Here is a 25614-nt window from a genome sequence, read left to right as displayed (position 1 = left end):
GGCGTCAGATGCGGTCGACCAGCAACTTGGCGAACGCGGCCGGATCGGCGAGCGTGCCACCCTCCGCGAGGACGGCCGCGCCCGAGAGCAGCCGGGCGGTGTCGCCCAGGCCGGGCGCCGACGGGTCCTCGGCGTGCTGGGCGCGCAGACGCTCCACGAGCGGGTGACCGGGGTTGAGCTCGAGGATCCGCTTGCTCGTGGGCAACTCCATGCCGGAGGCGCGGTACATGGCCTCGAGCTGCGGCGTCATGTCGAACTCGTCACCGACCATGCAGGCCGCCGACTCGGTGAGACGATGCGACAGGCGGACCTGCTTGACCTCGTCCGACAGCTCCTGGCCCAGCCAGGTGAGCAGATCCGCGAACTCGGCCGCGTCGGGCTCGTCCTTCTTCTCCTCACCCTCCGAGCCGATGCCGGACAGGTCCACGTCGCCCTTGGCCACCGACCGCAGGCGCTTGCCGTCGACCTCGCCGACCGCGTCCACCCACACCTCGTCGACGGGGTCGGTGAGGATGAGGACCTCGACGCCACGGGCCCGGAACGCCTCCAGGTGCGGGGAGTTCTCCACCGCCGCGCGGGAGGTGCCGGTGAGGTAGTAGATCTCCTCCTGCCCGTCGGCCATCCGGGAGATGTACTCGGCGATGGTGGTGCCCACCTCGTCGTCGTTCCCGGTCGACGTCTCGTCGCCCTCCGACGCGCTCTCCGGGGCCTTCTCCGACACGGGCCGGGTGGACGCGAACGTGCTCACGGCCAGCAGCTGCTCGCGGGAGTCGACGTCGGAGATCAGGCCCTCCTTGAGGACAGCACCGAAGTTGGCCCAGAAGCTGCGGAACTCCTCCGGGCGGTCGGTCCTGATCTGCTCGATCGTCTGCAGCACCCGCTTGACCAGGCGCTTGCGGATCGCCCGGATCTGGCGGTCCTGCTGGAGGATCTCGCGGGAGACGTTGAGCGACAGGTCCTGGGCGTCGACGATGCCCTTGACGAAGCGCAGGAATGGCGGGACCAGCTCCTCGCAGTCGTCCATGATGAACACCCGCCGCACGTACAGCTGCACCCCGCGCTTGGTGTCCGGGGAGAACAGGTCGAACGGGACCTGCGTGGGCAGGAAGAGCAGCGCCTGGTACTCGAACGTGCCCTCCGCCTTGAGGGTGATGGTCTCCAGCGGCTCGTCCCACGCGTGCGAGACGTGGCGGTAGAACTCGGCGTACTCCTCGTCGGTGACCTCGGAGCGGGGCCGCGTCCACAACGCCTTCTGGGAGTTGAGCGTCTCCGTCTCGGTAACCGTGCCACCGGCCTCGGACGGGTCGGCGTCCCCGGTGGTGTCGGCGTCCCCGTCACCCGGCTCGGGCGACGGCGCCGGTCGCTCGACGTCCATACGGATCGGCCAGGCGATGAAGTCCGAGTAGGTGCGCACGACCCGGCGCAGCGTGTGCTCCTCGGCGTAGTCGGGGAGCGCCGCATCCCCGCCGGCCGGCTTGAGGTGCAGGATCACCGAGGTGCCCTGCGGGGCGTCCGGGGCCTCCTCGATCGTGTACGTGTCCTCGCCGCTCGAGGTCCAGCGCGTCCCTACGTCCTCGCCCGCCTTGCGGGTGACCAGGGTGACCGTGTCGGCGACCATGAACGTCGAGTAGAAGCCGATGCCGAACTGGCCGATGAGGTCCGCGGTCGCCTGCTCGGAGATCTCTCCCGACTCCTGCGCCGCCCGCGCGGCGGAGAGCGCCTCCCGCATCTGTCCGGTGCCGGACCTGGCGAGGGTTCCGATGAGGTCCACCACCTCGTCGCGGGACATGCCGATGCCGTTGTCGCGGATCGTCAGCGTCCGGGTGGCGGCATCCGGGATCAGCTCGATGTGCAGATCCGAGGTGTCCACGCCCAGCGAGGAGTCCTGCAACGCGGCCAGCCGGAGCTTGTCCAGCGCGTCGGACGAGTTGGAGATGACCTCGCGCAGGAAGGTATCCGGATTCGAATAGATCGAGTGGATCATCAGATCCAACAGCTGCCGGGTCTCGGCCTGGAACTCCCGGGTCTCGGCTGCACCGGAGGTCTGCGGGCTCATGGCGGGTATCGGTCCTTTCTCGTCACACTCGGAAGGCGTGACCGGTCTGTGCACGCCGTCTCGATCAACCTAATGTGGGGCTCAGACATTCCTTCAGGTGAGGTGCCCGTGACCGCTACCCCGCTCAGCCCGGAGGACCTCGCGGTCCTCGACCGGGCCACCACCTTGTTCGGCCGGGCGCTCGCCGGTGGGCTCGACGGTGACTGCGCGGCCTGCCCGGGCTGGACCCGCCGGGACTGTGCCAACCACGTCCTCGGCGGCGGGCTGCGCTATGCCGCGTACTTCCCGCGGCTCCCGGAGTCGGAGATCGCGTGGACCCGCACCGCCGACCACGCCGGGGAGAAACCGGTCCCCGCCCTGCACCGCACCTCCGCCGGCCTGCGTAGAGAGCTGGCGCGGGCCCGGGACGCCGATGCCCTCGTGCAGCACCGCCTGGCGGAGATCCCGGTCCGCGATCTCCTCGCCCTGAGGGTCTTCGAGCTACTCGTCCACGCACACGATCTCGCACCGGAGACGTGGGAGTCGGAGGACACCGAGGAGCTCGCCGAGTGGACCCTCGCGCACGCGCGGAACGTGGTGGAGCTGATGCGGACCTTCGACGTGTTCGCCGACGCGGTACCGGTCCCGATCGGGGCCGATGCCCGCTCCCGGCTCCTCGCACTGTCCGGCCGCCGGATTTAACGTGACTCGGACGACACTGCGGGACTAGCGTTACCCGTACCGGGCGGCACCGGATGGCGGGCGCCCACGACGAGAGACCGCGTCAGATGGCCATGACATGCAGCCCGTACATCTCCTTCCCGGGCAACGCCGGGGAGGCGTTCCCGTACTACCGCGAGCTCTTCGGCGGGGAACTCAGCCTGATGACATACGACCAGTTCCCGTCGACGGACGACTTCCCGTTCGACCCTCCACACGGCTCGGTCGCGCACGCGACCCTCGAAGCGCCGGGAATCACCCTCACCGGCGGTGACGCCATGGGAGAGTCTCTCCCCGAGACGAGAAGCGACGTCTACTCGTTCCTCCTCGGATTCGACGCGGAGGACGACGCCCGCGCATTCCTCGCCAAGGTCACCGACAGCGGGGGCCAGATGGCGATGCCGTTCGAGGTCGCGCCGTGGGGCGACCGGTACGGCCAGGTCCACGACCGGTTCGGCGTCCGCTGGGACGTGGTGGTCCCGGGGACCGGCGAGTAGTCGGCAGCCCGGCGGAACCGGGGCCCAGGGGCCATTTGGCGTCGAGACTGGCGGAAGCCACCCATATCCATCGCCCGTGCTTGTTAACGTTCAGGCATGGAAAGTTCTGGAGCAAGTGCCATCGTCACGGGCGGTGCGTCGGGAATCGGCGCCGCCGTCGTCCGTCAGCTCGCCGCCAAGGGCGCCAAGGTGGTCGTCGCCGACCTCAACGCCGAGAAGGGTGAGGCCCTGGCGAACGAGGTCGGGGGCGTGTTCGTCTCCGTCGACGTGACCAAGACCGACCAGAACGAGAAGGCCGTCGCCGCCGCCCTCGAGCTGGGCCCGCTGCGCTACCTCGTGAACTCGGCCGGCATCGGCTGGGCGCAGCGCACGATCGGTCGCGACGGCGAGTACTCGTCGGCGTTCGACATCGATTCGTTCCGCAAGGTCATCGACATCAACCTGATCGGCTCGTTCGACATGCTGCGGCTCGCCGCCACCAAGATGAGCACCCAGGAAGCGGACGAGGACGGACAGAAGGGCGCCATCGTCAACATGGCGTCCGTCGCCGCGTTCGACGGCCAGATCGGCCAGGCCGCGTACTCCGCGTCCAAGGGCGGAATCGTGGGCCTCACCCTGCCCGTCGCGCGTGACCTCTCGGCCGCCGGCATCCGCCTCAACACGGTGGCCCCCGGCCTCATCGACACCCCGATCTACGGCGAGGGCCCGGACTCCGAGGCGTTCAAGGCCAACCTCGGCTCGAACGTCCTGTTCCCGAAGCGTCTCGGTTCGGGCGACGAGCTGGCGTCCATGGTCATGGAGCTGCTCACCAACCCGTACATGAACGCCGAGACCATCCGCGTCGACGGTGGCATCCGGATGCCTCCGAAGTGACCTGATCCCGCCCCACACGTGAGAAGGGCCCCGCCGGATGCGATCCGGCGGGGCCCTTCTCACGTCGTGGTGCGGCGGGGCGGTCAGGCCTTGGCGCGGCGCTTCTTCATCCGGCCCTCCAGGTAGACGGCGAACTTGGTGAGCGAGTAGTTGATGATGATGAACAGGATGCCCGCAACGATGTACGCGGGAACGGTGTTCGCGTACGCCGACCCCAGGGTCTTGGACCAGTTGAGCAGCTCGAGGTAGGTGATCCCGTAGCCGAGCGCGGAGTCCTTGAGGACGACGACGAGCTGGCCGACGAGGGCCGGGAGCATCGCCGTGAGCGCCTGGGGGAGCTGGATCGAGCGCAGCACCTGCCCGGGGGTCAGCCCGACCGCCAGTCCCGCCTCGGACTGCCCCTTGGGCAGTCCGTGGACACCCGAGCGGACGAGCTCGGCGATGACCGCGCCGTTGTAGAGGGTCAGCGCGGTGACGACGGCGGCGAGCGGCGCGTGCTGGTTGGGCACGATGTTGGAGGTGGCGAAGTAGCCGAAGTAGGCGAAGACCATCATCAGCAGCACGGGAACGGCGCGGAAGAACTCCACGATCACGCTGCAGAACCAGCGCAACGGGGCGAACGGCGAGAGCCGGCCCATGCCGAAGAGCAGACCGAAGATCACGGCGAGCACGATGGAGATCGCCGCCGCGGTGAACGTCCCCCGCAGACCGGGTATGAGGTAGGACGTCCACACCTCGGGGTCGGTGACGAACGGCTCCCACATGAACAGCTTGAGCTGCCCGGCCTTCTCGAACTGCAGGTAGATGAAGTAGATGAGGCCGATCGCGAGGATCGCGCCGACCACCGTGAGGAGCTTGTGGCGCAGCCGGGCCTTGGGGCCGGGTGCATCGAACAGGACGGCCTGGGTGCTCATCGCTTCACCGACAGCTTCCGGGAGAGGGAGGTGGTCCACAGCCCGATCGGGAGGGTGAGGACCACGAAGACCATGGCGAAGAAGAAGAACGTCGGGAGGCTGGCGCCCTCGTTCTCCGTGATGACCTGGAGCAGACCGGCGGAGTCCCCGACGCCGATGACCGCGGCCACCGTCGAGTTCTTGATCAGCGCGATGATCACCGACCCGAGCGGCGCGATGGCGCCGCGGAACGCCTGGGGGAGGATCACCTCACGCAGCGACTGGCCGAAACCCAGACCGATCGAGCGCGCGGCCTCCGCCTGCCCCACCGGCACCGTGTTGACACCCGAGCGCAGGGCCTCGCAGATGTAGGCCGCGTGGTAGATCGCCAGCATGATCGCCGCCCACCAGAAGGCGTTGCGGGCGAAGTCGTCCGACACCGAAAGCTGGAGGATGAAGGACAGTCCCAGGATGGAGAAGACCATCAGCAGGGTGAGCGGCATGTTCCGGAACGTGTTGACGTAGGAGGTCCCCAGTAGACGCAGGACGGCCACCGGGGATACGCGGAGGACGGCGATGATCGTCCCCAGGACCATTGCCCCGATGGTGCCGAGGACCGAGAGCTGGATCGTCACCCAGACCGCCCCGAGGACGTCGTAGTCGGCGAAGATGTCGCCCATGGTCCACCTTCCGTGTGGGGGTGCCCGCCTCCCTCCGCGCTCCGACTGGTCGGGGCGCGGAGGGTGCGGCGGTGGGTCGGCTCAGGTGCTGAGCCGACCGGGTCGGATCAGGTCAGGAGCAGGCGTCCGGCTCGGGCGGGTTGCCCTCGCCCGGGGTGAAGCCCGCGGCGCCGAGGTTCTCCTCGACCGCGGTGTCCCAGCTGCCGTCGGAGACCATCTCGCGGATGGCCTCGTTGATCTGCTCGCACTTCTCCATGTCGCCCTTGGCGATGCCGATGCCGTACCGCTCCTCGGTGAACGGCGAGCCGACCACCTTGAGCTGGCCCTGGTACTGGTCCTGGGAGGCGTAGCCGGCCAGGATCGTGTCATCGGTGGTCAGGGCGTCGACCGCGTTGGACACCAGCGCGGAGACACACTCGGAGTACGTGCCGAACTCCTGCAGGTTCACGCCCGGGACCTGCTCCTTGACCGTCTGGGCCGAGGTCGAGCCGGTGACCGAGCAGAGGCGCTTGCCGTCGAGGGAGTCCGGCCCGGTGATGGAGTCGTCGTCGGCGCGGACCAGCAGGTCCTGACCGGCGATGAAGTACGGCCCGGCGAAGCCGACCTTCTCCTTGCGGGAGTCGGTGATGGAGTAGGTGGCCACGATCATGTCGACCTGGCCGGTCTCCAGCAGCGTCTCGCGCTGGGCGCTGGGCGCCTGCACCCACTGGATGTCGTCCGCGGAGGTGCCGAGCTTCTCGGCGACGTAGCGCGCCACGTCGACATCGAACCCGGTGTAGTCGTTGCCCTCCTTCAGACCGAGACCCGGCTGGTCGAACTTGATGCCGACCTTGAGCTCGTTCCCGCCGCCGTCATCACTGCTGCACGCGCCCAGGCCCAGGGCCAGGGCGACGGCCGCCGTGGCGGCTCCGATCCGTCGGATGTTCATGGGTTCTCCTCGTGGGATGGGTGGATGGGTCTCGTACGGGTCCGCGGACGGTCCCTGGGTCAGTTGGTGAGGATCTTGGACAGGAAGTCCTTGGCGCGAGAGCTCTGCGGGTTGGTGAAGAACTCCTCGGGGGTGGCCTGTTCGACCAGCTCCCCGTCCGCCATGAAGATCACACGGTCGGCCGCCTTCCGGGCGAAGCCCATCTCGTGGGTCACCACGACCATGGTCATCCCGGTCTTGGCGAGCCCCGTCATCACGTCGAGGACCTCGTTGATCATCTCCGGGTCCAGGGCCGACGTCGGCTCGTCGAACAGCATCACCTTGGGATCCATGGCCAGCGACCGGGCGATCGCCACACGCTGCTGCTGCCCTCCGGACAGCTGGGCTGGGTACTTGTCAGCCTGCTGCTGGACCCCGACCCGTTCCAGCAGTTCCATCGCCCGCTTCTCCGCCTCGGCCTTCGACTGCTTGCGGACCTTGATGGGCCCGAGCGTCACGTTCTCGAGGATCGTCTTGTGCGCGAAGAGATTGAACGACTGGAACACCATCCCGACGTCGGCACGCAGCTTCGCCAGCGCCTTGCCCTCCTCGGGCAGGTGGTTGCCGTCGATGGTGATGGAGCCGGACTCGAAGGTCTCCAGCCTGTTGATCGTGCGGCACAACGTCGACTTTCCGGACCCCGAGGGCCCGATCACCACGACGACCTCCCCCTGCTCGATGGACAGGTTGATGTCCTTGAGCGCGTGGAAGTCACCGAAGTGCTTATTGACGCCTGAGATCTCGACGAGAGCCATAGTGGGATCATAAAGGTCGGGTGAACGGTTGCGTCCCAACTCGGCCGGACCAGTCCACCGCCGCGAGGACTTTGCGGTCGACACGACCCACGCCGCTGCGTACCGTCATGCCATGGCGATATCTGATGTAAGGGAATACGCCCATCTCTCCGCCGAGGACGTCGATGCCATCGGTGAGGAACTGGACGCGATCCGCCAGGAGGTCGTCGACTCCCTCGGGGACGACGACCGCCGCTACGTCCAGAACACCATCCGCCTCCAGCGCGGACTGGTGACCGGCGGTCGTGTCGTCCTCCTCTTCTCCGGGTACCGACCCGCGTGGCTGATGGGCACCGGACTGCTGGCCGCCGGCAAGATCATCGAGAACATGGAGCTCGGGCACAACGTGATGCACGGGCAGTGGGACTGGATGAACGACCCCGTCATCCACTCCAGCTCCTGGGAGTGGGACATCGTCGGCACCTCCGAGCACTGGAAGGCGACCCACAACTACCACCACCACAAGTACACCAACATCATCGGCATGGACGACGACGTCGGGTACGGCGTGGTCCGGGTGACGCGTGACCAACCGTGGCACCCGGCGAACTCGCTCAACCTGGTGTGGAACACGATACTCGCCCTCGCGTTCCAGTGGGGTGTGGGGGTCCAGCACCTGGAGATCGCACCGGCGACGATCAACTCCTCCGGGCGGGACGAGCGCAAGAAGCGGATCGGTCAGTTCCTGCGCAAGGCCCGACGCCAGGTCGGTAAGGACTACGTGTGGTTCCCGCTGCTGGCGGGCCCCAACTGGAAGTCCACCATGAGCGCCAACATGACCGCCAACGTGATCCGGAACCTCTGGTCCAACGCCGTGATCTTCTGCGGGCACTTCCCGGACGGCGCCGACAAGTTCACCCTCGAGGACCTCGAGTCCGAGACGCAGGCGCAGTGGTACCTGCGTCAGATGCTCGGCTCCGCGAACTTCACCGGCAGCAAGCTGACGCACTTCATGTCCGGCAACCTGTCGTTCCAGATCGAGCACCACCTCTTCCCGACCATCCCGTCGAACCGGTACGCCGAGATATCAGAGAAGGTCCAGGACGTCTGCCGACGGTGGGACCTCCCGTACACCACCGGGCCGCTGTACAAGCAGTACTGGCAGTCCTGGCGCACCATCGCCAAGCTTTCGCTCCCGAACCGCTTCCTCAAGGCCACGCCGGACGACGCGCCGGAGACCCGCTCGGAGAAGATGTTCGCGGGCGAGCCCAAGACCTACGAGGATGCCACGGGACCCCGCTCGGGTCTGGTCACCGCCCTCAAGCACCGGACCGATCCCACGCAGCTCCGTCGACTGACGCGGACCGTCTGAGCGTGGCGGGCCGCGCACCGAGCGACCGGACACCGAGCGTCGACGAGACGCATCGGCGACCGGAGGGGGCGTCCGACGCCGAGATCGAGGCCGCCGGCACCGTGGGCGAGGCGATGGAGTACATCGAGCGTGCCCGCGGTCGCCTGTACGACCTGCACCAGTTGATCGGTCGGGCGGACATCCTGTTCCAGGACGCCGCCGACCAACTGGAGCAGGTCGGCCGAACCGAACTCGCCGAGCGGATCCGCAGCGAGATGGTGGGGATCAACGTCCTCCACGGTCGCTGGACCTTCCAGATGGTGGAGGAGTTCGACGACGGGTTCTGGAGCACCGCCCGCGCGCTCGACGGCGCGGTGCGCGACGAGCTCGCCGGTGGGCGGCGGCATGTCCACGAGGCCGAGATGAAGGAGGCCAACCGGACCGGCGGCCGCCGCGGTCACGAGGCGACCCCGCAGGACCGAAACCAGGGCCGGTGAGCCCACCCGGGCCAGGGCCGGTGAGCCCACCCGGGAGGTGGGTGCGCGTCGCGGCGGCGTCCCCCGGTCAGCCCGTCCGGTGTCGACCGGAGATCTTGTGCCTCTCGGCCTCGGTCAGCCCGCCCCACACGCCGTAGAGCTCACCGACGCTGAGGGCGAACTGCCGACAGGTATCGAACACCGGGCACGTCGCACAGACCGACTTGGCCTGCTCCTCCTTCTTGCGCCGCTCCCCCTTCGACTCCTCCTCCAGGCTGTAGAAGAGGTCCTCGTGCCCGATGCACGCGGCATGGTCCCGCCAGGACCAGAAGTCCGAGGTGGGTTCGAGGTTCCTGTATCTCGGCAATTCAGCCTCCGTCCCTGCGCCTCGCGAAGTGCCCTGCCTCGAGCCCTGAAAGTTCGTCGTCCGCAGTCGTCAACGCAATACTGTCAGTGTTCGACGTCCGCGGTTCCGCACTCTGCGGGGCCGTCAGGGTGATTCTCCCACCGTCACCGCGCGTACGCAGCGGTTATCAGCACTGCTGATATCCGGGTGAGAAAACGCCTACTCGCCCATCGGGAGACGGTGCGCACCCGAGACGGGGCTACCTCGTCGTCGTCACCGCTGACCGGATGACCTCCGCGGCGCGGGACGCCGCCCCGTCCACCCCCCACCACGTCCGGATCCCGGCGGCCTCGCCATCGAGGGAGCGGTCCACCTGTTTGCGCACCGCGTGCGCGACGGCCGTCGGGCCGTCGCCGTACCGCATGACGGTCGCGCCGGGGATCGAGTCCAGAGCCTCCGCCGTGGCGTCGTACTCGCCGTAGGCGTGCTTGCCGGGGACCACCACCAACGGGACATCGGCGCAGGCGGCATCCGCGACGGACGCCTGCCCGGCGCCGGTGACCACGACATCGGCCGAGCTCAGCACGGGCCAGGGGTCCTCGTGCCACTCGCCGTCGGGTCCCCCCAGCTCGACCCAGTCCGCCACGCCCAGCTCCGCGGTGGTGGTGCGCACGGCACGCCAGAAGCGGTGGTCGCCGTCGGTGCCGGAGGCGTTGAGGTGGACGACACGGGGACGACGACGAGCCCGCGGTTCGCGACCACGCCGCTCGAACCGGGAGACGCCGCCGATCTCGCTCACCCGCGAGTCGGTCCGCGCCACCGTCTCCCGGTGCACTCCCGGCGGCCAGGCGCCGATCAGCCTCTCGGCCGCCCGGCATCTCAGCAGGTGCGGTTCGTCGTCGCGCACCCCGGGGGGCAGCGTGCTCACCATGGGCGTGCCGGTCATGCGGGCCGCCAGCGACATGCCCGGGGACGAGTCGACCCAGAACGCGCGCGGCTGCACGCGGTCGATCCACGCCACGGCGGCACGGCGCGCGCCGAGGGTGATGTCCTCCGGCCCCGGCCCATCCAGCGACCCCGGCCCCTGCGGCCCGGGCCCCGCGGGCCGACCCCGCGGCGCGTCCTCGACCGGCAGGTGGACGACCCGCGTGCCGCGGGGCCGCTGGGAGTCGTCGAGGGGGCCGGTCACCAGCATGGTGACCTCCTCACCCCGGTCGCGGAGTGCGGCGACGACCGGCAGCACCCTGTGCAGGTGCCCGCGCCCACGGTTGTGGACGTACACGCCGATCATCGCGGAGGCGTCTCTAGGCCGACCCCCGGGCCGCACCGAGGATCGCCTCGCAGAAGGCCGGCAGGTCGTCGGGTCGGCGACTGGTGAAGATCCCGTCGTCGCTGACGAGTTCGGAGTCGACCCACTCCGCGCCGGCGTTGACCAGGTCGGTCCGCAGGCTCGGGTAGGAGGTGACCTTGCGTCCGCGGACCACGTCGGCCTCGATGAGCACCCACGGCGCGTGGCAGATGGCGAACACCGGCTTGCCGGCCTCGACCATCTCGCGCACGAGGGTCACGGCGTGCTGGTCGCGGCGCAGGGCGTCCGGGTTGGCCACGCCGCCGGGCAGGACGAGGACGTCCACATCGGCGGCGGAGATGTCCGCGCTCGTGCGGTCCACCGGTCGGGTGCCGGCGGGGCTGAGATGATCGACCAGCTCCACCTCGCCGTCCTCCGTACTGACGAGGACCGGCCGGTGGCCGGCGTCGGAGACGGCGTCCCACGGTTCGGTGAGCTCGACGCGCTCGATGCCCTCGGAGGCCACGAGGAAAGCGACGGTACGGGGGTCGGTGCCTACATCCTGTGTCTCGGTCATGACCCCGATCGTGAGGTCCTGCCCGCCCCGCCGCAACCGGTCCGATTCCCCCCGCGACGGCCGGCCCGACGTCGGTGGCCCCGGCGGCGCGCGTCCGGCACGATGAGCCCATGAGCAGACGAGATCGCATGGACCGCAACCGGCGTGGCGGCGGCAGGCGTAGAGGCTGTGGCGGGTGCGGGTGTTCGCTGATCGTGTTGCTCCTGTTGCTGGTGGGCCTGGTCGTCGCGGCGGAGTTCGGCGCGCGCTGGTACCTGTCGGACCGGGCCGAGCGCGAGGCGTCCGCGAAGCTCGGCGCCCCGGTGTCGGTGGGGTTCGGTTCCAGTCCCGTGTTGTGGGACCTCGCCACCGAGCGGGCCGTGGACTCGGTCCGCCTCACCTCCCCCGGTGACGCCACCGTGCCCCGGATCGACGTGACCGGGTACTCGGTCTCCCTGGTGGACGGCGCGATCCGTGCCGCGACCGCCGACGGCACCGCCACCCTCAGCGGGGAGCAGCTCGCGGCGGCCGCCGCGGAGGGCAACCCGGCGGAGGGCTCGCCGGTCGTCGGCCTGACGGAGGTGCGCGCGGTCCGTCCCGACGCGCCGGCCGGCCTGCTGCGCGCCGACGTCGGCGGCGTCGCCGAGATCGGGGTGGTGCCCGGCGTGTCCGACGGGCAGCTCACGCTCACCCCGCAGGAGACCGCGCTGCTGGGGTTCCCGCTGCCGGACGGGCTGTTCTCCGGCATCACCGGAACCGTCGACTCGACCATGGCGTCACTGCCCGAGGGCGTGGTGATCGAGGACGCGCGGGTGGTCGACGACGGCCTCGAGGTGATGCTCGGCGGGCGTGACGTGGTGTTGCGCTAGGAGTGGTCAGGCGGGCGTCGGCGCGCACAGCCGGGTGGGCTGGTCCCGCCCACGCACGACCTCGGACCCCACCCCCTGCCAGAGCCGCCGCTCGGACTCCGCGGCGGCGTCGGCGGCGACCCCGGAGGCCAGCACGAGGCCGGGCTGCTCCTTGGCGAGCTCACACAGTCGCGAGGCCTCGTTCACCGCGTCGCCGATGACGGTGTACTCGAACCGGTCGTCCGAGCCGACGTACCCGGCCACCACGTCCCCGTAGGACGCCCCGATGCCGGCGCGGCAGTCCGGCACCCGGGAGGGCAGACGCTCACCCAGCGCCCGCGCGCAGGCCAGCGTCGCGGTCGCCGGGTCCGCCATCGACCGGGGCGCGCCGAACACCACGAGCGCGGCGTCGCCGAGGAAGCTGTCCACGATGCCGTCGTACTCCTCCACGGTCTCCACGACCACCGAGAAGAACCGGTTGAGCACGTCCACGACCTCGGACGCGTCGGACCGCACGGCCATCTCGGTGGACCCGATGAGGTCGACGAACACCACCCCCACGCGCGAGTCGCGCCCGCCCAGCTCGGGATCGTCCAGTTCGGCGGCCTCGGCGACGTCGCGACCGACGTGCCGACCGAACAGGTCCCGCAGCCGCTCGCGCTCCTGCAGCCCGGCCGCCATCTGGTTGAAGCCGCGTTGCAGCTCGCCGAGCTCGGTGGCGTCGTAGACCACCACGCGTCGCGACAGGGTGCCGTCGCTGATGTCCTGCATCGCCCACCGCACACTGCGCAGCGGCCCGAGCATCGATCCGGTGGCCAGGGAGATGAGCAGGAACCCGGCCAGGAGGGACGTGACGCCCAGGACGATGACGACGACGGCGAGGCGTTCCAGTGACAGGGCACGACCCGCGAGTGTGTAGATCGCGACGATGATCAGGCCCGTGATGGGCACGCCGCTGCCCAGGGCCCACACCACCCGGAGCCGCGTCATGGCGCCGAGGAACCGGGTCCGCGGCGCACGTCCCGTGGACAGCGCGACCGCCGCGACCGGACGCAGGCCGAAGTCGGCCAGCAGGAACGCGGCGCCGCACACGACCATGCCCGCGAAGACGATGGTGAACCCCACGACCGGGATCGACGACGGGTCGACCAGGCCGTACGCGGGGGTGACGACGGCCGCGCCGAGCAGCCACAGGAAGGCCTGGATGACGGTGACCCGGCCGGGCAGACGCAGCGTCGCGACCCGCTCGCGGTCGGTGGGGTCCCGGCCGTCGAGGAACCACCGGACCCGGCGATAGACGACGGTGGTGACCCAGACCGTGCCCACGATGATCGCCAGCGTCACATACACGGGCACCACGATCACGGAGGGGACGAGGAACTCCCGGGACAGCACCGCCGGGCCGGGCAACACGAAGAAGACCAGCACCACCGCCACCGCGACGCCCACCAGGTTGGAGGCGAGAAGCGTCAGGACCAGCAGGACGCGGACACGGATCGCACGCAGGCGACCGGACTCCTCCTCCCGTCCGAGCAGCACCGATCCCAACTCGGGGCGGCGCAGCAGGGACAGGTCTATTCGCACGCCTCGTATGGTGCCATCACGCGTGGACGAACGTGATGCCCTCGTCACACCTCGGACGCGGGGCTGGGGTGGGAGGCCCGCTACGCGTAGGGTGGTCCGTGGACGGCCCGCACCACTCTTGCCTCGGGCCGTGCGGTTGTCGACCTCCCCGTGGTCGCGCACCGGGCGCATCGCTCATCGAAGTGGATGCGGCTCCCCGAGAGCGCGCCGGGCAAGACGCCATTCCTCTATGTACGGAGCTATCTCCCTTGTCACGTTCTTTCGCCGATCTCGGCGTGCCTTCCCCCCTGCTCGACGTCCTGAACGGCGCGGGCATCACCACCCCGACGCCCATCCAGTCCGCCACGCTCCCGGACGCCCTGTCCGGCCGTGACGTGCTGGGCCGCGGCCGGACCGGCTCGGGCAAGACCTACGCGTTCTGCCTCCCGCTCGTCGCCCGCCTGGCCGCGTCCGGCGGCCGCCGCGCCCGCAATTCCCCGCGCGGACTGATCCTGGCGCCCACCCGTGAGCTCGCCCGGCAGATCGACGAGACGCTGGCACCGCTGGCCAACTCCATGGGCCTGAAGACCACCGTCATCTTCGGCGGCGTCTCGCAGGGCCGTCAGGTCGAGGCACTGAACCGGGGTGTCGACATCGTGGTGGCCTGCCCGGGCCGTCTCGAGGACCTCATGGGACAGAAGCACTGCCGCATGGACTCGATCGAGGTCAGCGTCCTGGACGAGGCCGACCACATGGCCGATCTGGGCTTCCTGCCCGGTGTCACCCGCATCCTGTCTGCCACCCCGGCCGGTGCTCAGCGGCTGCTGTTCTCCGCGACCCTGGACTCCGGCGTCCAGAAGCTGGTCACCAAGTTCCTCACCGACCCCGTGGACCACTCGGTCGACGACGGCACCGCCACCTCCGGCCCGACCGCCCACCACGTGGTGCATGTCGATGCCGACGACCGCGTCCGCGCCCTGGCCGACCTGGCCGTGGCGCATCCGCGGACCGTGATGTTCACCCGCACCAAGCACGGTGCGAAGCGTCTGGCCAAGCAGCTCACCGGCCGCGGCGTGGTGAGCGTCGACCTGCACGGCAACCTGTCGCAGAACGCCCGTGTGCGCAACCTCGACGCGTTCTCCTCCGGTGAGGCGACCGTGCTCGTGGCCACCGACATCGCGGCCCGCGGCATCCATGTCGACGACGTCGGGCTGGTCGTCCACGCCGACCCGCCGGCCGAGCACAAGGCCTACGTCCACCGCTCGGGCCGCACCGCCCGGGCCGGGGCCGTCGGCACCGTCGTCACCGTCGCCACCTCCGACCAGGTCCGCGAGGTGCGGTCGCTGCTGCGCGCGGCCGGAGTCACCGCCGGCGAGATCCAGCTGCCCGTCGGTGCCGATGCCGCGGTGGCACTGGCCGACGCCCCCGAGCCGCCCGCCCACGTGCCGTCCGACGACGGCGCCGAGGGCCAGTCCGTCCGTGGGCAGGCCCGCCGCAGCCGCGGCCAGGGCCGGCAGAGCCAGAACCAGCAGCGTCAGGGCCGCGGTGGCGGTGGCGGTGGCGGTGGCGGTCAGAGCCGCGACGGCGGGCAGGGTCGTTCGGGCGGTCAGAGCCGCGACGGCGCCGACCAGGACCGCCAGGTCCGGGCCCGTTCGGACCGCGACGGCGCAGAGCGCGGTGGCCGCGACCAGCAGGGTTCCGGCAACGGCGGCGCTCGTCGTCGTCGCCCCCAGACCGCCGACGCCCACGGTGCGGGCCGTCAGGGCTCCGCGCGTCAGGGCTCCGGCGCCCGCGGCACGGGTGGGCAGCGCTCGGGCGGTCAGGGTTCCGCGACCCAGGGCTCCGGCGCCCGCCAGTCGGTGGGCCAGGCGGCCGGACGGCCCCGCAGCGACCAGCGTCGCCGCTCCACCCGCACCGCCGGCTGACCCGCGGGCGTTTGGCCGCCGGCTGGCACGCGCGCGGCCGTCCGGCCCGCCGACTGCTTGGCCGGCTGACCCGCTGAACAGCTGAGCTCGCAACTGACCTGTCGGATTGCGACTGACCGATGGGACCCCGTAGGTCAGTCGCAATCCGACAGGTCTGTTTTGTGGGTCGGGCCGAGTGGGTGCCATTCACCCAATCCGATAGGTGGATTCTCCGGACGGTGGGCAGGGTTGCCTGGTCGGCGGGGTCGGGCCGGCGCGACTAACCAGCCGGCGCGGCCGGTCAGCCGAAGACGGTGATGGTCTGCCGGCTGATCGCCGCCAGCTCGCCGTCCGGCCGCCACAGCATCGCGTGGGTGTGCGCGTATCCGTCACGGGCGGCATCGGTGGCGGCGGCGTAGCCGAGGATCGACTCGGCCGGGAACGTCTCCGGCCCCACCTCGGCGATCAGCTCCAGCGTCCACGTCAGGCTGCTGCCGGGCGCGAACCCGTCGAGCATCTGGATCGGCGCCGGCGGCCACGCGTCGGCCAGCACAACCAGGTGCTCCTCCTCGAACCGGTCCGGGGCTTCGCGCAGTGACGCCCACCCCGACAGGTCCGCCGTCTCGGAACCGGAGAACGGCAACTGGCCGCTGACCTGCCGCAGTTCGACGAACCGGTAGAACTCCGGCGTGAAGTTCTCGACGTAGGGGAACGCCTCGATCGCGGTCGGATCCCCCAGCGCCGGCATCGGGTGCGCGGGCGGGACCGAGATCGCCGACTGGCGATGCTTGCCGAACGCGGCCAGAGCAGTGGCGACGATCGCGCCCTCCTGCCGCACGGTGGCCTGGCACTGGACGACGTTGGAGCCCACGCGCAGGATCTCGGCATCGATCTCGACGGGGCCGGTGGCCGCGGGGCCGATGAACGACACGGTGATCGAGCGCAGCGGGTGGACGACGGGTGCCGAACCGTCGCCGGTGTCCCGGCTGCGCAGGCACCCCTTCATGGCGGAGAGCAGTAGAGCGCCGGTCAGGCCCCCGAAGATCGCCCTACCCTGTGTCCAACCCTGCTCGACCTCGACGGTCCCGCCGCGCGCAGCGGCCTCCAACATGCTCGTCAGCGACATGCGGTCATTGTGTCACCGGGGCTCAGCGGCTCTGGTGGGCGCGTCCCTTCCTGACCCCGGCCAGCGCGGTGGCCAGGCCGGGCATGCGCGGGCCGAGGGCGAACATCTTCTCGCTGCGGGTCTCGGGGGCATCGTCGGCGGTGCGGCGCAGGAAGCGGTCCGGCAGTGACAGCCGCGCGATGGTGCGCCACGACTGCAGGTACTGCTTCCACAGCGGCCCGCTGACGTACGGCAGGTCGTAGCGGTCGCAGAGCTCGCGGACCTTGAGGGAGATCTCCGAGTACCGGTTGGACGGCAGGTCCGGGAACATGTGGTGCTCGATCTGGAACGACAGGTTGCCGGACATCAGGTTCATCGCCGGACCGCCGTCGAGGTTGGCGCTGCCGAGCATCTGCCGCAGGTACCACTCCGCCTGAGTCTCGGTCTCGATGTCGGACAGGGTGAACTTCTCGGCGCCGTCGGGGAAGTGCCCGCAGAAGATCACGGCGTTGGTCCAGATGTTGCGGATGATGTTGGCCGTGATCGTGGCGGTGAGGGCCTGGCGGCCGCTCGGTCCGGCGAGCACCGGGAAGAGGATGTAGTCCTTGAGGATCTGCTGGCCGGCCTTCCGCAGGAACGCGCGCGCACGGCGGCGGTCGGCCGGGGACGCGTCCGGGTCGAACGCGTCGGACGTGTCGACCGCCTGCAGGCCGATCCCCCACTCGAAGCCGAGCATCAGGATCGTGTTGACGAGGATGTTCCCGGCGAACCGGGGTTCCCACGGGATGTCCCGGGTCACGCGCAGGACGCCGAACCCGACGTCGTCGTCGACGCCGACGATGTTGGTGTACTTGTGATGCAGGTAGTTGTGGGTGTGCTTCCAGTCGGCGGAGCTGCCGACGAGGTCCCATTCCCAGTTGGTCGAGTGGATCTCCGGATCGTTCATCCAGTCCCACTGGCCGTGCATGATGTTGTGGCCGAGTTCCATGTTCTCGAGGATCTTGGCCACGGCCAGGGTCCCGGTCCCGAGGGCCCACACGGTGCGGTTGCGGGCGCCGAAGTACAGCAGCGCGCGGGCACCGAACTCCAGGCCGCGCTGGAGTTTGATGATGCTGTGGATGTAGCTGTAGTCGCGTTCTCCGCGGGAGGCGATGACCTCGGCGCGGATAGCATCGAGCTCCCGCCCGAGCTCCTCTATCTGGTCGGAGCTGAGGTGGGCGTATTCGCCGACATCGGAGATCGCCATACAGCCAGAATAGGCCGGTTCAGGTGCCCACGGCTACGGCTGCGATCGCGGCAGCCCTGCTTTCGTGACCAAGTGCACCCGATCCGACCACTTCAGTCACTCCAGGCCCGGCGCAACACTTCCAGGGAGCCGTGGATCCGTTCGACCGTCGATCCCACCGGCGCGATCATGAGTTCGTCGGCCCCCGCGGTGCGCGCGAAGTCGGTGAGGTAGTCGCGCACGGCCGGCCCGTCGCCGACCGCCGTGAAGTGGATCATGTGCAGGATCTGGCGGCCGCCGGCGGACTCCATGATCATGTCGAGTTCCTCGTCGGAGAACTCGCGTCCGCGGCCGGCCATGAGCTTGACCCGCTGGCGGCGGTACCACTGCAGTTCCCGCTCGGCCCGCTCGGTGTCGTCGTCGGCCACCACGTTGACGGCGGCGATCATGTACGGCTCGGACAGCTGGTCGCTGGGCTGGAACCGCTCGCGGTACACCTGCGAGGCCTGCTCGAGGGCGTCCGGCGCGAAGTGCGAGGCGAACGCGTACGGCAGACCGTAGGCGGCGGCGAGCTGCGCGCCGAACAGGGACGAGCCGAGGATGTAGAGCGGCACCTTGGTGCCCCGCCCGGGAATGGCGGCGATCCCGCGCGTGCGGGCGAAGTCGGAGGGCGAGTCGCCGAGGAACGCCTGGAGCTCGCGGACGTCGTCGGGGAAGCTCTTGGCCGCCGACGGCTCGCGGCGCAGCGCGCGGAGGGTCTGCGGGTCGGTGCCGGGCGCGCGGCCCAGCCCGAGGTCGATGCGTCCGGGGTGCAGCTCGGCCAGGGTGCCGAACTGCTCCGCGATCACGATCGGCGCGTGGTTGGGCAGCATCACGCCGCCGGAGCCGAGCCGGATCCGCTCGGTCTGCGAGGCGATGTGCGCCATGAGTACCGCCGGCGCGGAGGAGGCGATCGACGGCATGTTGTGGTGCTCGGAGTACCAGACCCGCTCGTAGCCCAGTTCCTCCGCCTTCTGCGCCAGTGCGACCGAATCCTGCAGGCCCTCCCCGATGCTCTGGCCGGGGCGGACGGATGCGAAGTCGATGACGGACAGGGGCAGGGCGGTACCGGACTGGGGGGAGGTCATGCCCCGTGCAACCCGGGTCCCCGTCACGCTATTCCTGTCGGCGACCGGGCGGGGGCGGCAGACTGGGGGCATGTCCCCCGCAGCTGACCACCCCGTCGACATCGCCGCCCTGGTGACCGTCATGCGCGAGACCGGCCCGCTCGTGCACTGTCTCACCAACTCGGTGGTCCGGCAGATCACCGCGGACGTCCTGCTCGCCGCCGGTGCCGCGCCGGCGATGGTCGACCACCCGGAGGAGGCCGGGGACTTCGCCGCCATCGCCTCCGGCGTGCTCATCAACGTGGGCAATCCGACGGCCGAGCAGGTCGAGGGCATGCACGCCGCGATCGCCGCCGCCCGCGCCGCGGGGACCCCGTGGGTGCTGGACCCGGTGGCGGTCGGCGGACTGGTCCTGCGTACCGGGCTGGCCACCGACTGGTTGGAGGCCGGGCCCGCCGCGATCCGGGCGAACGCGTCGGAGACCATCGCGCTCGCCGGCACCGGGGCGGGCGGCCGGGGCGTGGACTCCACGGAGGATGTCCTCGCCGCCGAGCCCGCGGCCCGGGACCTCTCGGCCCGATCGGGAGCGGTGGTCGCCGTGACGGGACCGCGGGACCTCGTCGTCACACAGTGTGTCGCCGCACAGCGTCCCGGTGACCCCACCACCGACGCCGACACCACCGACGCCGGCACGACCGACGCCGCCCCCGTCACCCGCGCGACGTGGATCGAATCGGGCCACCCGCTGCTGCAGAAGGTCATCGGCACCGGGTGCGCCCTCGGCGCGCTCACCGCGGCCTACCTCGGGGCGGCGCGATCGGCGGGTATAGCGGACCACGACGCGGTGGTCGCCGCGCACGCCCACGCGGGCGCCGCGGGGACGGTCGCCGGGCGCACCGCCGCCGGGCCGGGCAGCTTCGCCGTGGCGTGGCTCGACGCCCTGTACACGCTGACCCCAGAGGAGATCGCGGGCCTGGTCACGGTGACGGGGGCGTGAGCGGCGCGGTGTCCGGCCACGGCGCCGGCGTCGACTGGCGGCTCTACCTGGTCACCGACCCCCACCTGGGCGGCGGGCGCGACGCGGTGCCGGGGATCGTCTACGAGGCGGTTCTGGGCGGGGTGGGTGTGGTCCAGGTGCGGGACAAGGAGTGCGACGACGACGAGTTCGCCACCCACGCCGCCGCCGTCGCCGAGTCCGTCGCGAGGGCGTGCACCGGGACGGGCCGTGACGTGCCGGTGTTCGTCAACGATCGTCTCGACGTCGCGCGGGAACTGGGGCTGCACCTGCACATCGGCCAGCGGGACGTGCCGTTGCCGCGGGCCCGCGCGGCGCTGCCGGATGAGTTGATGCTCGGGTTGTCGATCGAGTCGGATTCGCAGTTGGCCGCGGCGGTCGCGGGTCCCGGGCCGGCGCCGGACGTGATCGGGGTGAGTCCGGTGTGGTCGACGGCCACCAAGACCGACACCGCCGCCGCGCTGGGCCCCGAGGGTGCGGACCGGTTGGCCCGGGCCGCGCACTCGTACCGCCGGCCCGGGGGCGTCCCCGGCGACCCCGGCGCGGGCATCCGCGCGGTGGGCATCGGCGGGGTCACGCCCGCGACCGTCGCGCGGTTGGCCGCCACCGAGCTGGACGGGGTGTGCGTGGTCTCCTCGATCATGGCCGCCCCGGACCCGCGGACCGCGGCCTCGGACCTGCTCGCGCGCTGGGACGCCGCCCGCCGCTGACCCCGGGGCGGTCGTACGAACGGCCGACATCGCTCTTCCGCCGGACGTGATGGGATCGAGCCGCGAGGCTTGATGAAGAATTGGTGACAGAGGGTCAGGAAAAGTCGAACTGGATGCCGTCAACACCCGTAGCGTCTGCGGCATGCGCCGGATCCCTCTGGAAATCACGCTGGTCGAGTTCCCCAGCACCTCGATGGCAGCCACGACCGAGTTCCTCTCGACGGTCTGCGGCTGGGAGCCCACCGTGTACGGGCAGTCCTATACGAATCTCATCCGCGGCGGCATCGACGTGGGAGTGCAGGGGGACGACGACGAGCAGTCCCCCGCTCCGCTCATGGTGATCCGCGTGCCCGATCTCGACGAAGCCCGCGAGCAGGTCGAGGCGGCCGGAGGCGTGGTGACCTTCGGTCCGTTCGACTTCCCCGGCGGCCGCCGCTTCCACTTCCGCGAACCCGGTGGCAACGAGATGGCCATGTGGGTGCCGGCGCCGGTCTAGCGCGGCGCCGGTCTAGCGCGGCGCCGGTCTAGCGCGGCGCCGGTCTAGCGCGGCGCCGGCTCGTCCGGGCCCTGACGCTGCGTCAGTGCCTCGCGGACGCGGCGAACCCCTCGGGCAGCGCGAGCCGGGTGAGCTTGTCCGGGTTGCAGTGGAAGTAGAGGCGCGCGATCCGCCCGTCGACCACGGCCACCTGCGCCACACGCAGCACCCCCCGCGCGAGGATGGCCAGCGCGAACTCGCGGTTGACCTCGACGGGCGCGATCATCCCGCCCGAGAGCTCCGCGGACTTGATGAGGAAGTACGCGCACTTGCGGGCCCCGACGATGTCCCGCCGGGCGGCGTTGACCTTGCCGCCCCCGTCGGAGACCACCCGGGCATCCGCGGTGAGGGCGGCGATCGTCTGTGGGAGATCTCCGGCCAGCACGGCCTCCACCAAGCGCGTGATCACCGCGTCCGAGGCGGGCTCGGGCGGACGCAGGTCGGTCTGCAGTCGGTGCCGGGCCCGGCTCACCCACTGGCGGACCGTGGCCACCGCGGCGCCCAGGGTGTCGGCGATCTCGGCGTAGGGCAGGTCGTACGCCTCGCGCAGGACGAAGGCCGCCCGCTCGTCCGGGCCCAGTTGTTCATAGGCCAGCAGCACGGCGATGCGCAGGTCGTCGCGGCGTTCGGCGCGATCCGCCGGCAGCAGGGCGGTGTCGACGGGCTCGGGCAGCCACTGACCCACATAGTCCTCCCGCCTGCGCCGCCGAAGCCGGTCCAGGCACAACCGGGTCGCGACGGTGGTGAGCCACGCCTCGGCGTTGCGGGGAGCGGCGGCCGGGTCGAGCACCGCCCACCGTGCCAGCGCCTCGTCGGCGGCGTCCTCGGCGTCGGCCCAGGTGCCGGTGATGCGGTACCCCACCCCCAAGAGCCTGCCGCGCACCCGCTCGAGGGCGTCGCGGTCGAACTCGGGGCCGAGGGCCGAACCGGACCGAGGTGCGGTCGCCGGGGCCGCGGCAGACGCAGCGGGACCGGCGGGCGCGGCAGGCGTGGCGGGACCGGCGGTCAGGGCCGGATCACCGGTTCGAGGTCGCTCGGGAGGAGTCCCCGCAGAGTCGCCGGGTCCTTGCGGGTGGCGATCGCGATCCGGTTCCATGCGTTGATCGTGACGATCTCCATGACCAGCTGTCCAGCCCCTTTTTCGCCCCGGTGGCGGACCACCTCGTCCCACAGGTCGTCGGGGACGGATTCCTCGCCGTCGATGTGGGTGACGGCGTCCGCGAATGACAGGACCGCCCGCTCGGCCGGGGACACCTCCTCGGCGTGGGCGGGCCAGTTCTCGGCGATGGCGATCCGGGTCTCGCTCCAGCCGTCCCTGCGCGCATCCCGGCGGTGCATGGCCAGGCAGTAGCGGCACCCGTTCACCGCGGAGACGCGGAGCCGGACGAGGTGACTGTCGTGCCGGGAGACCCGCGCCCGCGAGTAGGCCTCGAGTGCCAACATCGGCGCCATCGCGCCCGCGCTGATCTGTGTGCGTTGGTCGTTCTTCCCTGGTGATGTACTCATGCCTCTTCGACGCACGAGTCCACCGGAATGTGACACGGCGGGCGGGCGGACTGCGGCGAATCGGGGCGATCCCCTATGGCGCCGCGGGCCGCGCGGTCCTAGCGTTGATCCCATGGCCGACCCGGACGACCTCCTGCTCTCCGACGCCGAGCGGCTGCACGCCCTCATGGCCCTCGGGGACCACTACGCGTCCGGCCGACTGGACGACACCGAGTTCCACGCCCGCTCCGGCGAGGTGGCCACGGCCCGCACACTCGGCCAGCTGCGCGGCTTCTTCACCGACCTGCCCGGCGGGACGCCACTGACCTCAGTCGACGGCATGATCGTCGAGTCGGCGACGGCCCCCGGCGGCGAGCTGGAGCTCTCGTCGTCGTCGTCGTCATCGTTGTCGTCATCATCGCCGAGGTCCCCCGCCGGCGCGGCGACCCCCACCACCCGCGGCACCGACGCCGACCTGGAGGAACTGCGCAAGCGCGGGTCGCTCGTGGAGTCGCTGGACGGCGTGGTGCTCGGGATCACGCTCGTGACGTTCCTCGTGCTGCAGATCATCGTGGACTGGCAGTACGCGTGGATCGTGTGGCCGTCGCTCGCGCTCACGCTGGGGATCCCACGCCTGATCCTGCGCTACACGGATTCCGAGGAAGAGACCTACGAGAAGCTCAAGAAGGCCGACCGGAAGGCCCGCGAGGATCGGCTGCGCGCCGCGAACGAACGGATCCGCGAGCTGGGTGACGGTCGGGAGAACCGCAGCTGAGCTAACGGAACCCGTCCGATTCCCCGCGCCTGGCCAGGGCGGTCGCCACCACGGGAAGCAACCCCATCCCCACCCCGACGGCGACGATCGTCGTCCCGATCCCCAGCGAGGCGAGCACCGGGACGCGGCGCTGGGCGAGCTCGGCGTCGCACGCCTCCTGCGCCTCCGTGCTCGGCTGCGGACGCTCTCCGCGCAAGAGGTCCTTCCAGCTCAGCGAGGTGAGCGCGTTGTCCTTGTCGCGGGCGTCGCTGTAGTCGGGACTGAAGTAGGTGCCACAGTCCACCCGCTGTACGAAGCCGCCCGTCGACACGCCGATGCTGCCCAGCAGGATCCCGCCGAGCACCACGAGCAGGCCGAGGACGGCGACGAGCGCACCGATCACACGAGTGGTCACCGCGCCATCGTCACATCCCCTTCGCCGCCCCGCATCCGGGCCGAGCGGCTGCGGCCGGGTGGCTGCGGTCAGGTGTCCTCCAGCGCGTAACCCTGGCGCTCCGGGAGGGTGAAGGCGGCGAGGGCGGCGACGACGAAGGCCGCGGCGAAGACCCCGAAGACCAGCACCGTGTCGCCCAGATCGAGCAGGAGCGGCACGAGCAGCGGAGCGATGATGGAGGCGATCCGTCCGAACGCCGCGGCGGCGCCGGTGCCGGACCCGCGGGTCGCGGTGGGGTAGAGCTCCGGTCCGATCGCGTACAGGGCTCCCCACGCACCGAGGTTGAAGAACGACAGGGCCATGCCGGCGGCGATGATCGTGGCCGGGGAGTCCGCGAGGCCGAACAGACCGGCCGCCACCGCCGAACCGGTGAGGAACACCGCGAGCGTGACCCGTCGACCCCAGACCTCGATGAGCCACGCCGCGACCGCGTACCCCGGCAGCTGGGCGAGGGTGATGATGAGCGTGTACCCGAACGACTTGACCAGGTCGAAGCCCTGCGAGACGAGCAGACTCGGCAGCCAGATGAAGGCGCCGTAGTAGGAGAAGTTGATCCCGAACCAGACGATCCACAGCGCGCCGGTCCGTGTGCGCAGGCGCGGGGACCAGATGGACTCGGCGGGGGCGGCAACGGCGGGGGCGGCGTCGGCTCCGGCCGCTGGTGCCGATGCGGTGGCGGGACCAGCAGCATCGTCTGGCGGCTCGACGCCCGCGGAGGCCTCGTAGTCGCGGACGATCCGCTCGGCCTCGTCGGCCCGGCCCCTCGATTCGAGGTAGCGCACCGACTCGGGGAGTCCGAACCGCACGACCAGCGCGTACGCGGCGGGGACGAGCCCGATGGCCAGCGCCCAGCGCCACCCGTCGTCGCTCGCCGGCACCACGAAGTAGCCGATCAGGGCGGCCATGATCCAGCCGACGGCCCAGAACCCCTCGAGGATCACCACCACCCTGCCGCGGATCCGGCGGGGCGCGAACTCGCTGACCAGCGTGGACGCCACCGGCAGCTCGGCGCCCAGGCCGAGGCCGACGATGAAGCGCAGCACGATGAGCATCGCGATGCCGGTCGACAGCGCCGCGGCGCCGGTGGCGAGGCCGTAGATCAGGAGGGTGGCGGCGAAGACCTGGCGACGGCCGATCCTGTCGGCGAGCAGCCCGCCGAGCGCGGCACCGATCGCCATCCCGACGAACCCGATGGATCCGATCCACGACAGCTCGGTGGGCGAGAGCGACCAGTGGACCGCGAGCGCGGCCATGACGAAGGAGATCAATCCCACGTCCATGGCGTCGAGCGCCCACCCCACGCCCGAGCCGAGCAGCAGCTTGCGGTGCTTGCGGGTGAACGGCAGGCCGTCGAGGCGCTCCGTGCGGGTCGTCATGGCGGCAACGCTACTCGGCGCCTCCGTCAGATCAGCGGGTCAACCGGGGCTGGACGTGGACGAATGTCCGAGTAGCCTGGTGTCACTGTGTCACACATCACAACAAGAGGAGCTCCTC

The 25614-nt window shown here is 70.6% G+C and carries 27 protein-coding genes; 11 read left to right on the top strand and 16 right to left on the bottom strand.

Annotated elements, in window-relative coordinates:
* Positions 1-4: 4 nt before the first annotated feature.
* Complete coding sequence (gene htpG / locus AC3DE3_RS06125; RefSeq protein WP_260485836.1) at positions 5-2056, bottom strand: molecular chaperone HtpG; 2052 nt, start codon at positions 2054-2056, stop codon at positions 5-7.
* Between the two features lie 108 nt (positions 2057-2164).
* On the opposite strand from htpG, the gene AC3DE3_RS06120 reads away from it, so the two are divergent.
* The 3 genes from AC3DE3_RS06120 (at position 2165) to AC3DE3_RS06110 (ending at position 4125) form a co-directional block, all read left to right on the top strand.
* Entirely contained in the window at positions 2165-2737 is a 573-nt protein-coding gene (locus tag AC3DE3_RS06120; RefSeq protein WP_260485837.1) for a maleylpyruvate isomerase N-terminal domain-containing protein, read from the top strand.
* An 86-nt stretch (positions 2738-2823) separates the two neighbouring features.
* Complete coding sequence (locus AC3DE3_RS06115; protein WP_260485838.1) at positions 2824-3252, top strand: VOC family protein; 429 nt, start codon at positions 2824-2826, stop codon at positions 3250-3252.
* A 96-nt stretch (positions 3253-3348) separates the two neighbouring features.
* Positions 3349-4125, top strand: a complete 777-nt coding sequence (locus AC3DE3_RS06110) for an SDR family NAD(P)-dependent oxidoreductase (protein WP_488369360.1) — start codon at positions 3349-3351, stop codon at positions 4123-4125.
* 83 nt (positions 4126-4208) lie between these two features.
* Here the strand turns inward: AC3DE3_RS06110 and AC3DE3_RS06105 are convergent, their stop codons facing one another.
* The 4 genes from AC3DE3_RS06105 to AC3DE3_RS06090 form a co-directional block, all read right to left on the bottom strand.
* Complete coding sequence (locus tag AC3DE3_RS06105) at positions 4209-5039, bottom strand: amino acid ABC transporter permease (protein WP_260485839.1); 831 nt, start codon at positions 5037-5039, stop codon at positions 4209-4211.
* Positions 5036-5698, bottom strand: a complete 663-nt coding sequence (locus AC3DE3_RS06100) for an amino acid ABC transporter permease (RefSeq protein ID WP_260485840.1) — start codon at positions 5696-5698, stop codon at positions 5036-5038. Before AC3DE3_RS06100 ends, AC3DE3_RS06105 begins: the two co-directional genes overlap by 4 nt.
* Before the next feature lie 112 nt (positions 5699-5810).
* The gene (locus tag AC3DE3_RS06095) at positions 5811-6626 is read right to left on the bottom strand and encodes a glutamate ABC transporter substrate-binding protein (RefSeq protein ID WP_260485841.1); all 816 of its coding nucleotides are present in this window, start codon (positions 6624-6626) and stop codon (positions 5811-5813) included.
* A gap of 59 nt (positions 6627-6685) precedes the next feature.
* On the bottom strand, positions 6686-7420 hold the full coding sequence (locus AC3DE3_RS06090) for an amino acid ABC transporter ATP-binding protein (RefSeq protein WP_260485842.1): 735 nt from the start codon (positions 7418-7420) through the stop codon (positions 6686-6688).
* A gap of 112 nt (positions 7421-7532) precedes the next feature.
* Between AC3DE3_RS06090 and AC3DE3_RS06085 the strand changes: the two genes are divergently transcribed.
* Together AC3DE3_RS06085 and AC3DE3_RS06080 are read left to right on the top strand one after the other, a co-directional pair.
* Positions 7533-8771 (top strand): fatty acid desaturase family protein, encoded by a 1239-nt coding sequence (locus AC3DE3_RS06085; RefSeq protein WP_488369359.1) that lies wholly within the window; start codon positions 7533-7535, stop codon positions 8769-8771.
* A gap of 2 nt (positions 8772-8773) precedes the next feature.
* Positions 8774-9247: a hypothetical protein gene (locus tag AC3DE3_RS06080; protein WP_488369358.1), complete on the top strand. Its 474-nt coding sequence runs from the start codon at positions 8774-8776 to the stop codon at positions 9245-9247.
* A gap of 67 nt (positions 9248-9314) precedes the next feature.
* Here AC3DE3_RS06080 and AC3DE3_RS06075 read toward each other — a convergent pair whose 3' ends face one another.
* The 3 genes from AC3DE3_RS06075 to AC3DE3_RS06065 all read right to left on the bottom strand — a co-directional run bounded on the left by AC3DE3_RS06075 (position 9315) and on the right by AC3DE3_RS06065 (position 11437).
* Positions 9315-9593, bottom strand: coding sequence for a WhiB family transcriptional regulator (locus tag AC3DE3_RS06075; protein WP_260485845.1), 279 nt, complete (start codon positions 9591-9593; stop codon positions 9315-9317).
* Between the two features lie 238 nt (positions 9594-9831).
* Positions 9832-10863 carry a glycosyltransferase gene (locus AC3DE3_RS06070; protein WP_260485846.1) on the bottom strand — a complete coding sequence of 344 codons (1032 nt, stop codon included), beginning with the start codon at positions 10861-10863 and terminating at the stop codon, positions 9832-9834.
* 13 nt (positions 10864-10876) lie between these two features.
* On the bottom strand, positions 10877-11437 hold the full coding sequence (locus tag AC3DE3_RS06065) for a type 1 glutamine amidotransferase domain-containing protein (protein ID WP_260485847.1): 561 nt from the start codon (positions 11435-11437) through the stop codon (positions 10877-10879).
* A 110-nt stretch (positions 11438-11547) separates the two neighbouring features.
* Here AC3DE3_RS06065 and AC3DE3_RS06060 point away from each other — a divergent pair, with 110 nt between their 5' ends.
* Positions 11548-12285 carry an LmeA family phospholipid-binding protein gene (locus AC3DE3_RS06060; protein WP_488369357.1) on the top strand — a complete coding sequence of 246 codons (738 nt, stop codon included), beginning with the start codon at positions 11548-11550 and terminating at the stop codon, positions 12283-12285.
* A gap of 6 nt (positions 12286-12291) precedes the next feature.
* Here AC3DE3_RS06060 and AC3DE3_RS06055 read toward each other — a convergent pair whose 3' ends face one another.
* Positions 12292-13848, bottom strand: a complete 1557-nt coding sequence (locus AC3DE3_RS06055) for an adenylate/guanylate cyclase domain-containing protein (RefSeq protein WP_488369356.1) — start codon at positions 13846-13848, stop codon at positions 12292-12294.
* 248 nt (positions 13849-14096) lie between these two features.
* On the opposite strand from AC3DE3_RS06055, the gene AC3DE3_RS06050 reads away from it, so the two are divergent.
* Entirely contained in the window at positions 14097-15752 is a 1656-nt protein-coding gene (locus AC3DE3_RS06050; RefSeq protein WP_488369355.1) for a DEAD/DEAH box helicase, read from the top strand.
* A gap of 280 nt (positions 15753-16032) precedes the next feature.
* Here the strand turns inward: AC3DE3_RS06050 and AC3DE3_RS06045 are convergent, their stop codons facing one another.
* From AC3DE3_RS06045 to AC3DE3_RS06035, 3 genes are all read right to left on the bottom strand, one after another.
* A complete protein-coding gene (locus AC3DE3_RS06045; protein WP_260485851.1) occupies positions 16033-16857 on the bottom strand; it encodes a thioesterase family protein in 825 nt (274 codons plus the stop codon).
* Between the two features lie 22 nt (positions 16858-16879).
* A complete protein-coding gene (locus AC3DE3_RS06040) occupies positions 16880-18082 on the bottom strand; it encodes a fatty acid desaturase family protein (RefSeq protein ID WP_488369354.1) in 1203 nt (400 codons plus the stop codon).
* Positions 18083-18174: 92 nt separating this feature from the next.
* Complete coding sequence (locus AC3DE3_RS06035) at positions 18175-19188, bottom strand: LLM class flavin-dependent oxidoreductase (protein ID WP_488369353.1); 1014 nt, start codon at positions 19186-19188, stop codon at positions 18175-18177.
* A gap of 70 nt (positions 19189-19258) precedes the next feature.
* Here AC3DE3_RS06035 and AC3DE3_RS06030 point away from each other — a divergent pair, with 70 nt between their 5' ends.
* The 3 genes from AC3DE3_RS06030 (at position 19259) to AC3DE3_RS06020 (ending at position 21388) form a co-directional block, all read left to right on the top strand.
* The gene (locus tag AC3DE3_RS06030; protein ID WP_488369352.1) at positions 19259-20164 is read left to right on the top strand and encodes a hydroxyethylthiazole kinase; all 906 of its coding nucleotides are present in this window, start codon (positions 19259-19261) and stop codon (positions 20162-20164) included.
* Positions 20161-20892 (top strand): thiamine phosphate synthase, encoded by a 732-nt coding sequence (gene thiE / locus AC3DE3_RS06025; protein WP_488369351.1) that lies wholly within the window; start codon positions 20161-20163, stop codon positions 20890-20892. The genes AC3DE3_RS06030 and thiE overlap by 4 nt, the downstream gene beginning before the upstream one ends.
* Positions 20893-21034: 142 nt before the next feature.
* Positions 21035-21388, top strand: a complete 354-nt coding sequence (locus tag AC3DE3_RS06020) for a VOC family protein (RefSeq protein WP_488369350.1) — start codon at positions 21035-21037, stop codon at positions 21386-21388.
* Between the two features lie 82 nt (positions 21389-21470).
* Here AC3DE3_RS06020 and AC3DE3_RS06015 read toward each other — a convergent pair whose 3' ends face one another.
* Together AC3DE3_RS06015 and AC3DE3_RS06010 are read right to left on the bottom strand one after the other, a co-directional pair.
* Positions 21471-22310 (bottom strand): sigma-70 family RNA polymerase sigma factor, encoded by an 840-nt coding sequence (locus tag AC3DE3_RS06015; RefSeq protein WP_260485857.1) that lies wholly within the window; start codon positions 22308-22310, stop codon positions 21471-21473.
* 122 nt (positions 22311-22432) lie between these two features.
* A complete protein-coding gene (locus tag AC3DE3_RS06010) occupies positions 22433-22933 on the bottom strand; it encodes a carboxymuconolactone decarboxylase family protein (protein WP_488369349.1) in 501 nt (166 codons plus the stop codon).
* A gap of 112 nt (positions 22934-23045) precedes the next feature.
* Here AC3DE3_RS06010 and AC3DE3_RS06005 point away from each other — a divergent pair, with 112 nt between their 5' ends.
* The gene (locus AC3DE3_RS06005; RefSeq protein ID WP_488369348.1) at positions 23046-23687 is read left to right on the top strand and encodes a DUF1707 SHOCT-like domain-containing protein; all 642 of its coding nucleotides are present in this window, start codon (positions 23046-23048) and stop codon (positions 23685-23687) included.
* 1 nt (position 23688) lies between these two features.
* On the opposite strand, the gene AC3DE3_RS06000 is transcribed toward AC3DE3_RS06005, so the two are convergent.
* Entirely contained in the window at positions 23689-24081 is a 393-nt protein-coding gene (locus AC3DE3_RS06000) for a hypothetical protein (protein ID WP_488369347.1), read from the bottom strand.
* A 68-nt stretch (positions 24082-24149) separates the two neighbouring features.
* Complete coding sequence (locus tag AC3DE3_RS05995) at positions 24150-25496, bottom strand: MFS transporter (RefSeq protein WP_488369346.1); 1347 nt, start codon at positions 25494-25496, stop codon at positions 24150-24152.
* Positions 25497-25614: the final 118 nt, after the last annotated feature.

Source organism: Dietzia sp. IBK-p2-16D (assembly GCF_057773085.1).
The sequence above is the reverse complement of the archived record's forward strand: the minus strand, read 5'-3'. Positions and strand labels throughout refer to the sequence as shown.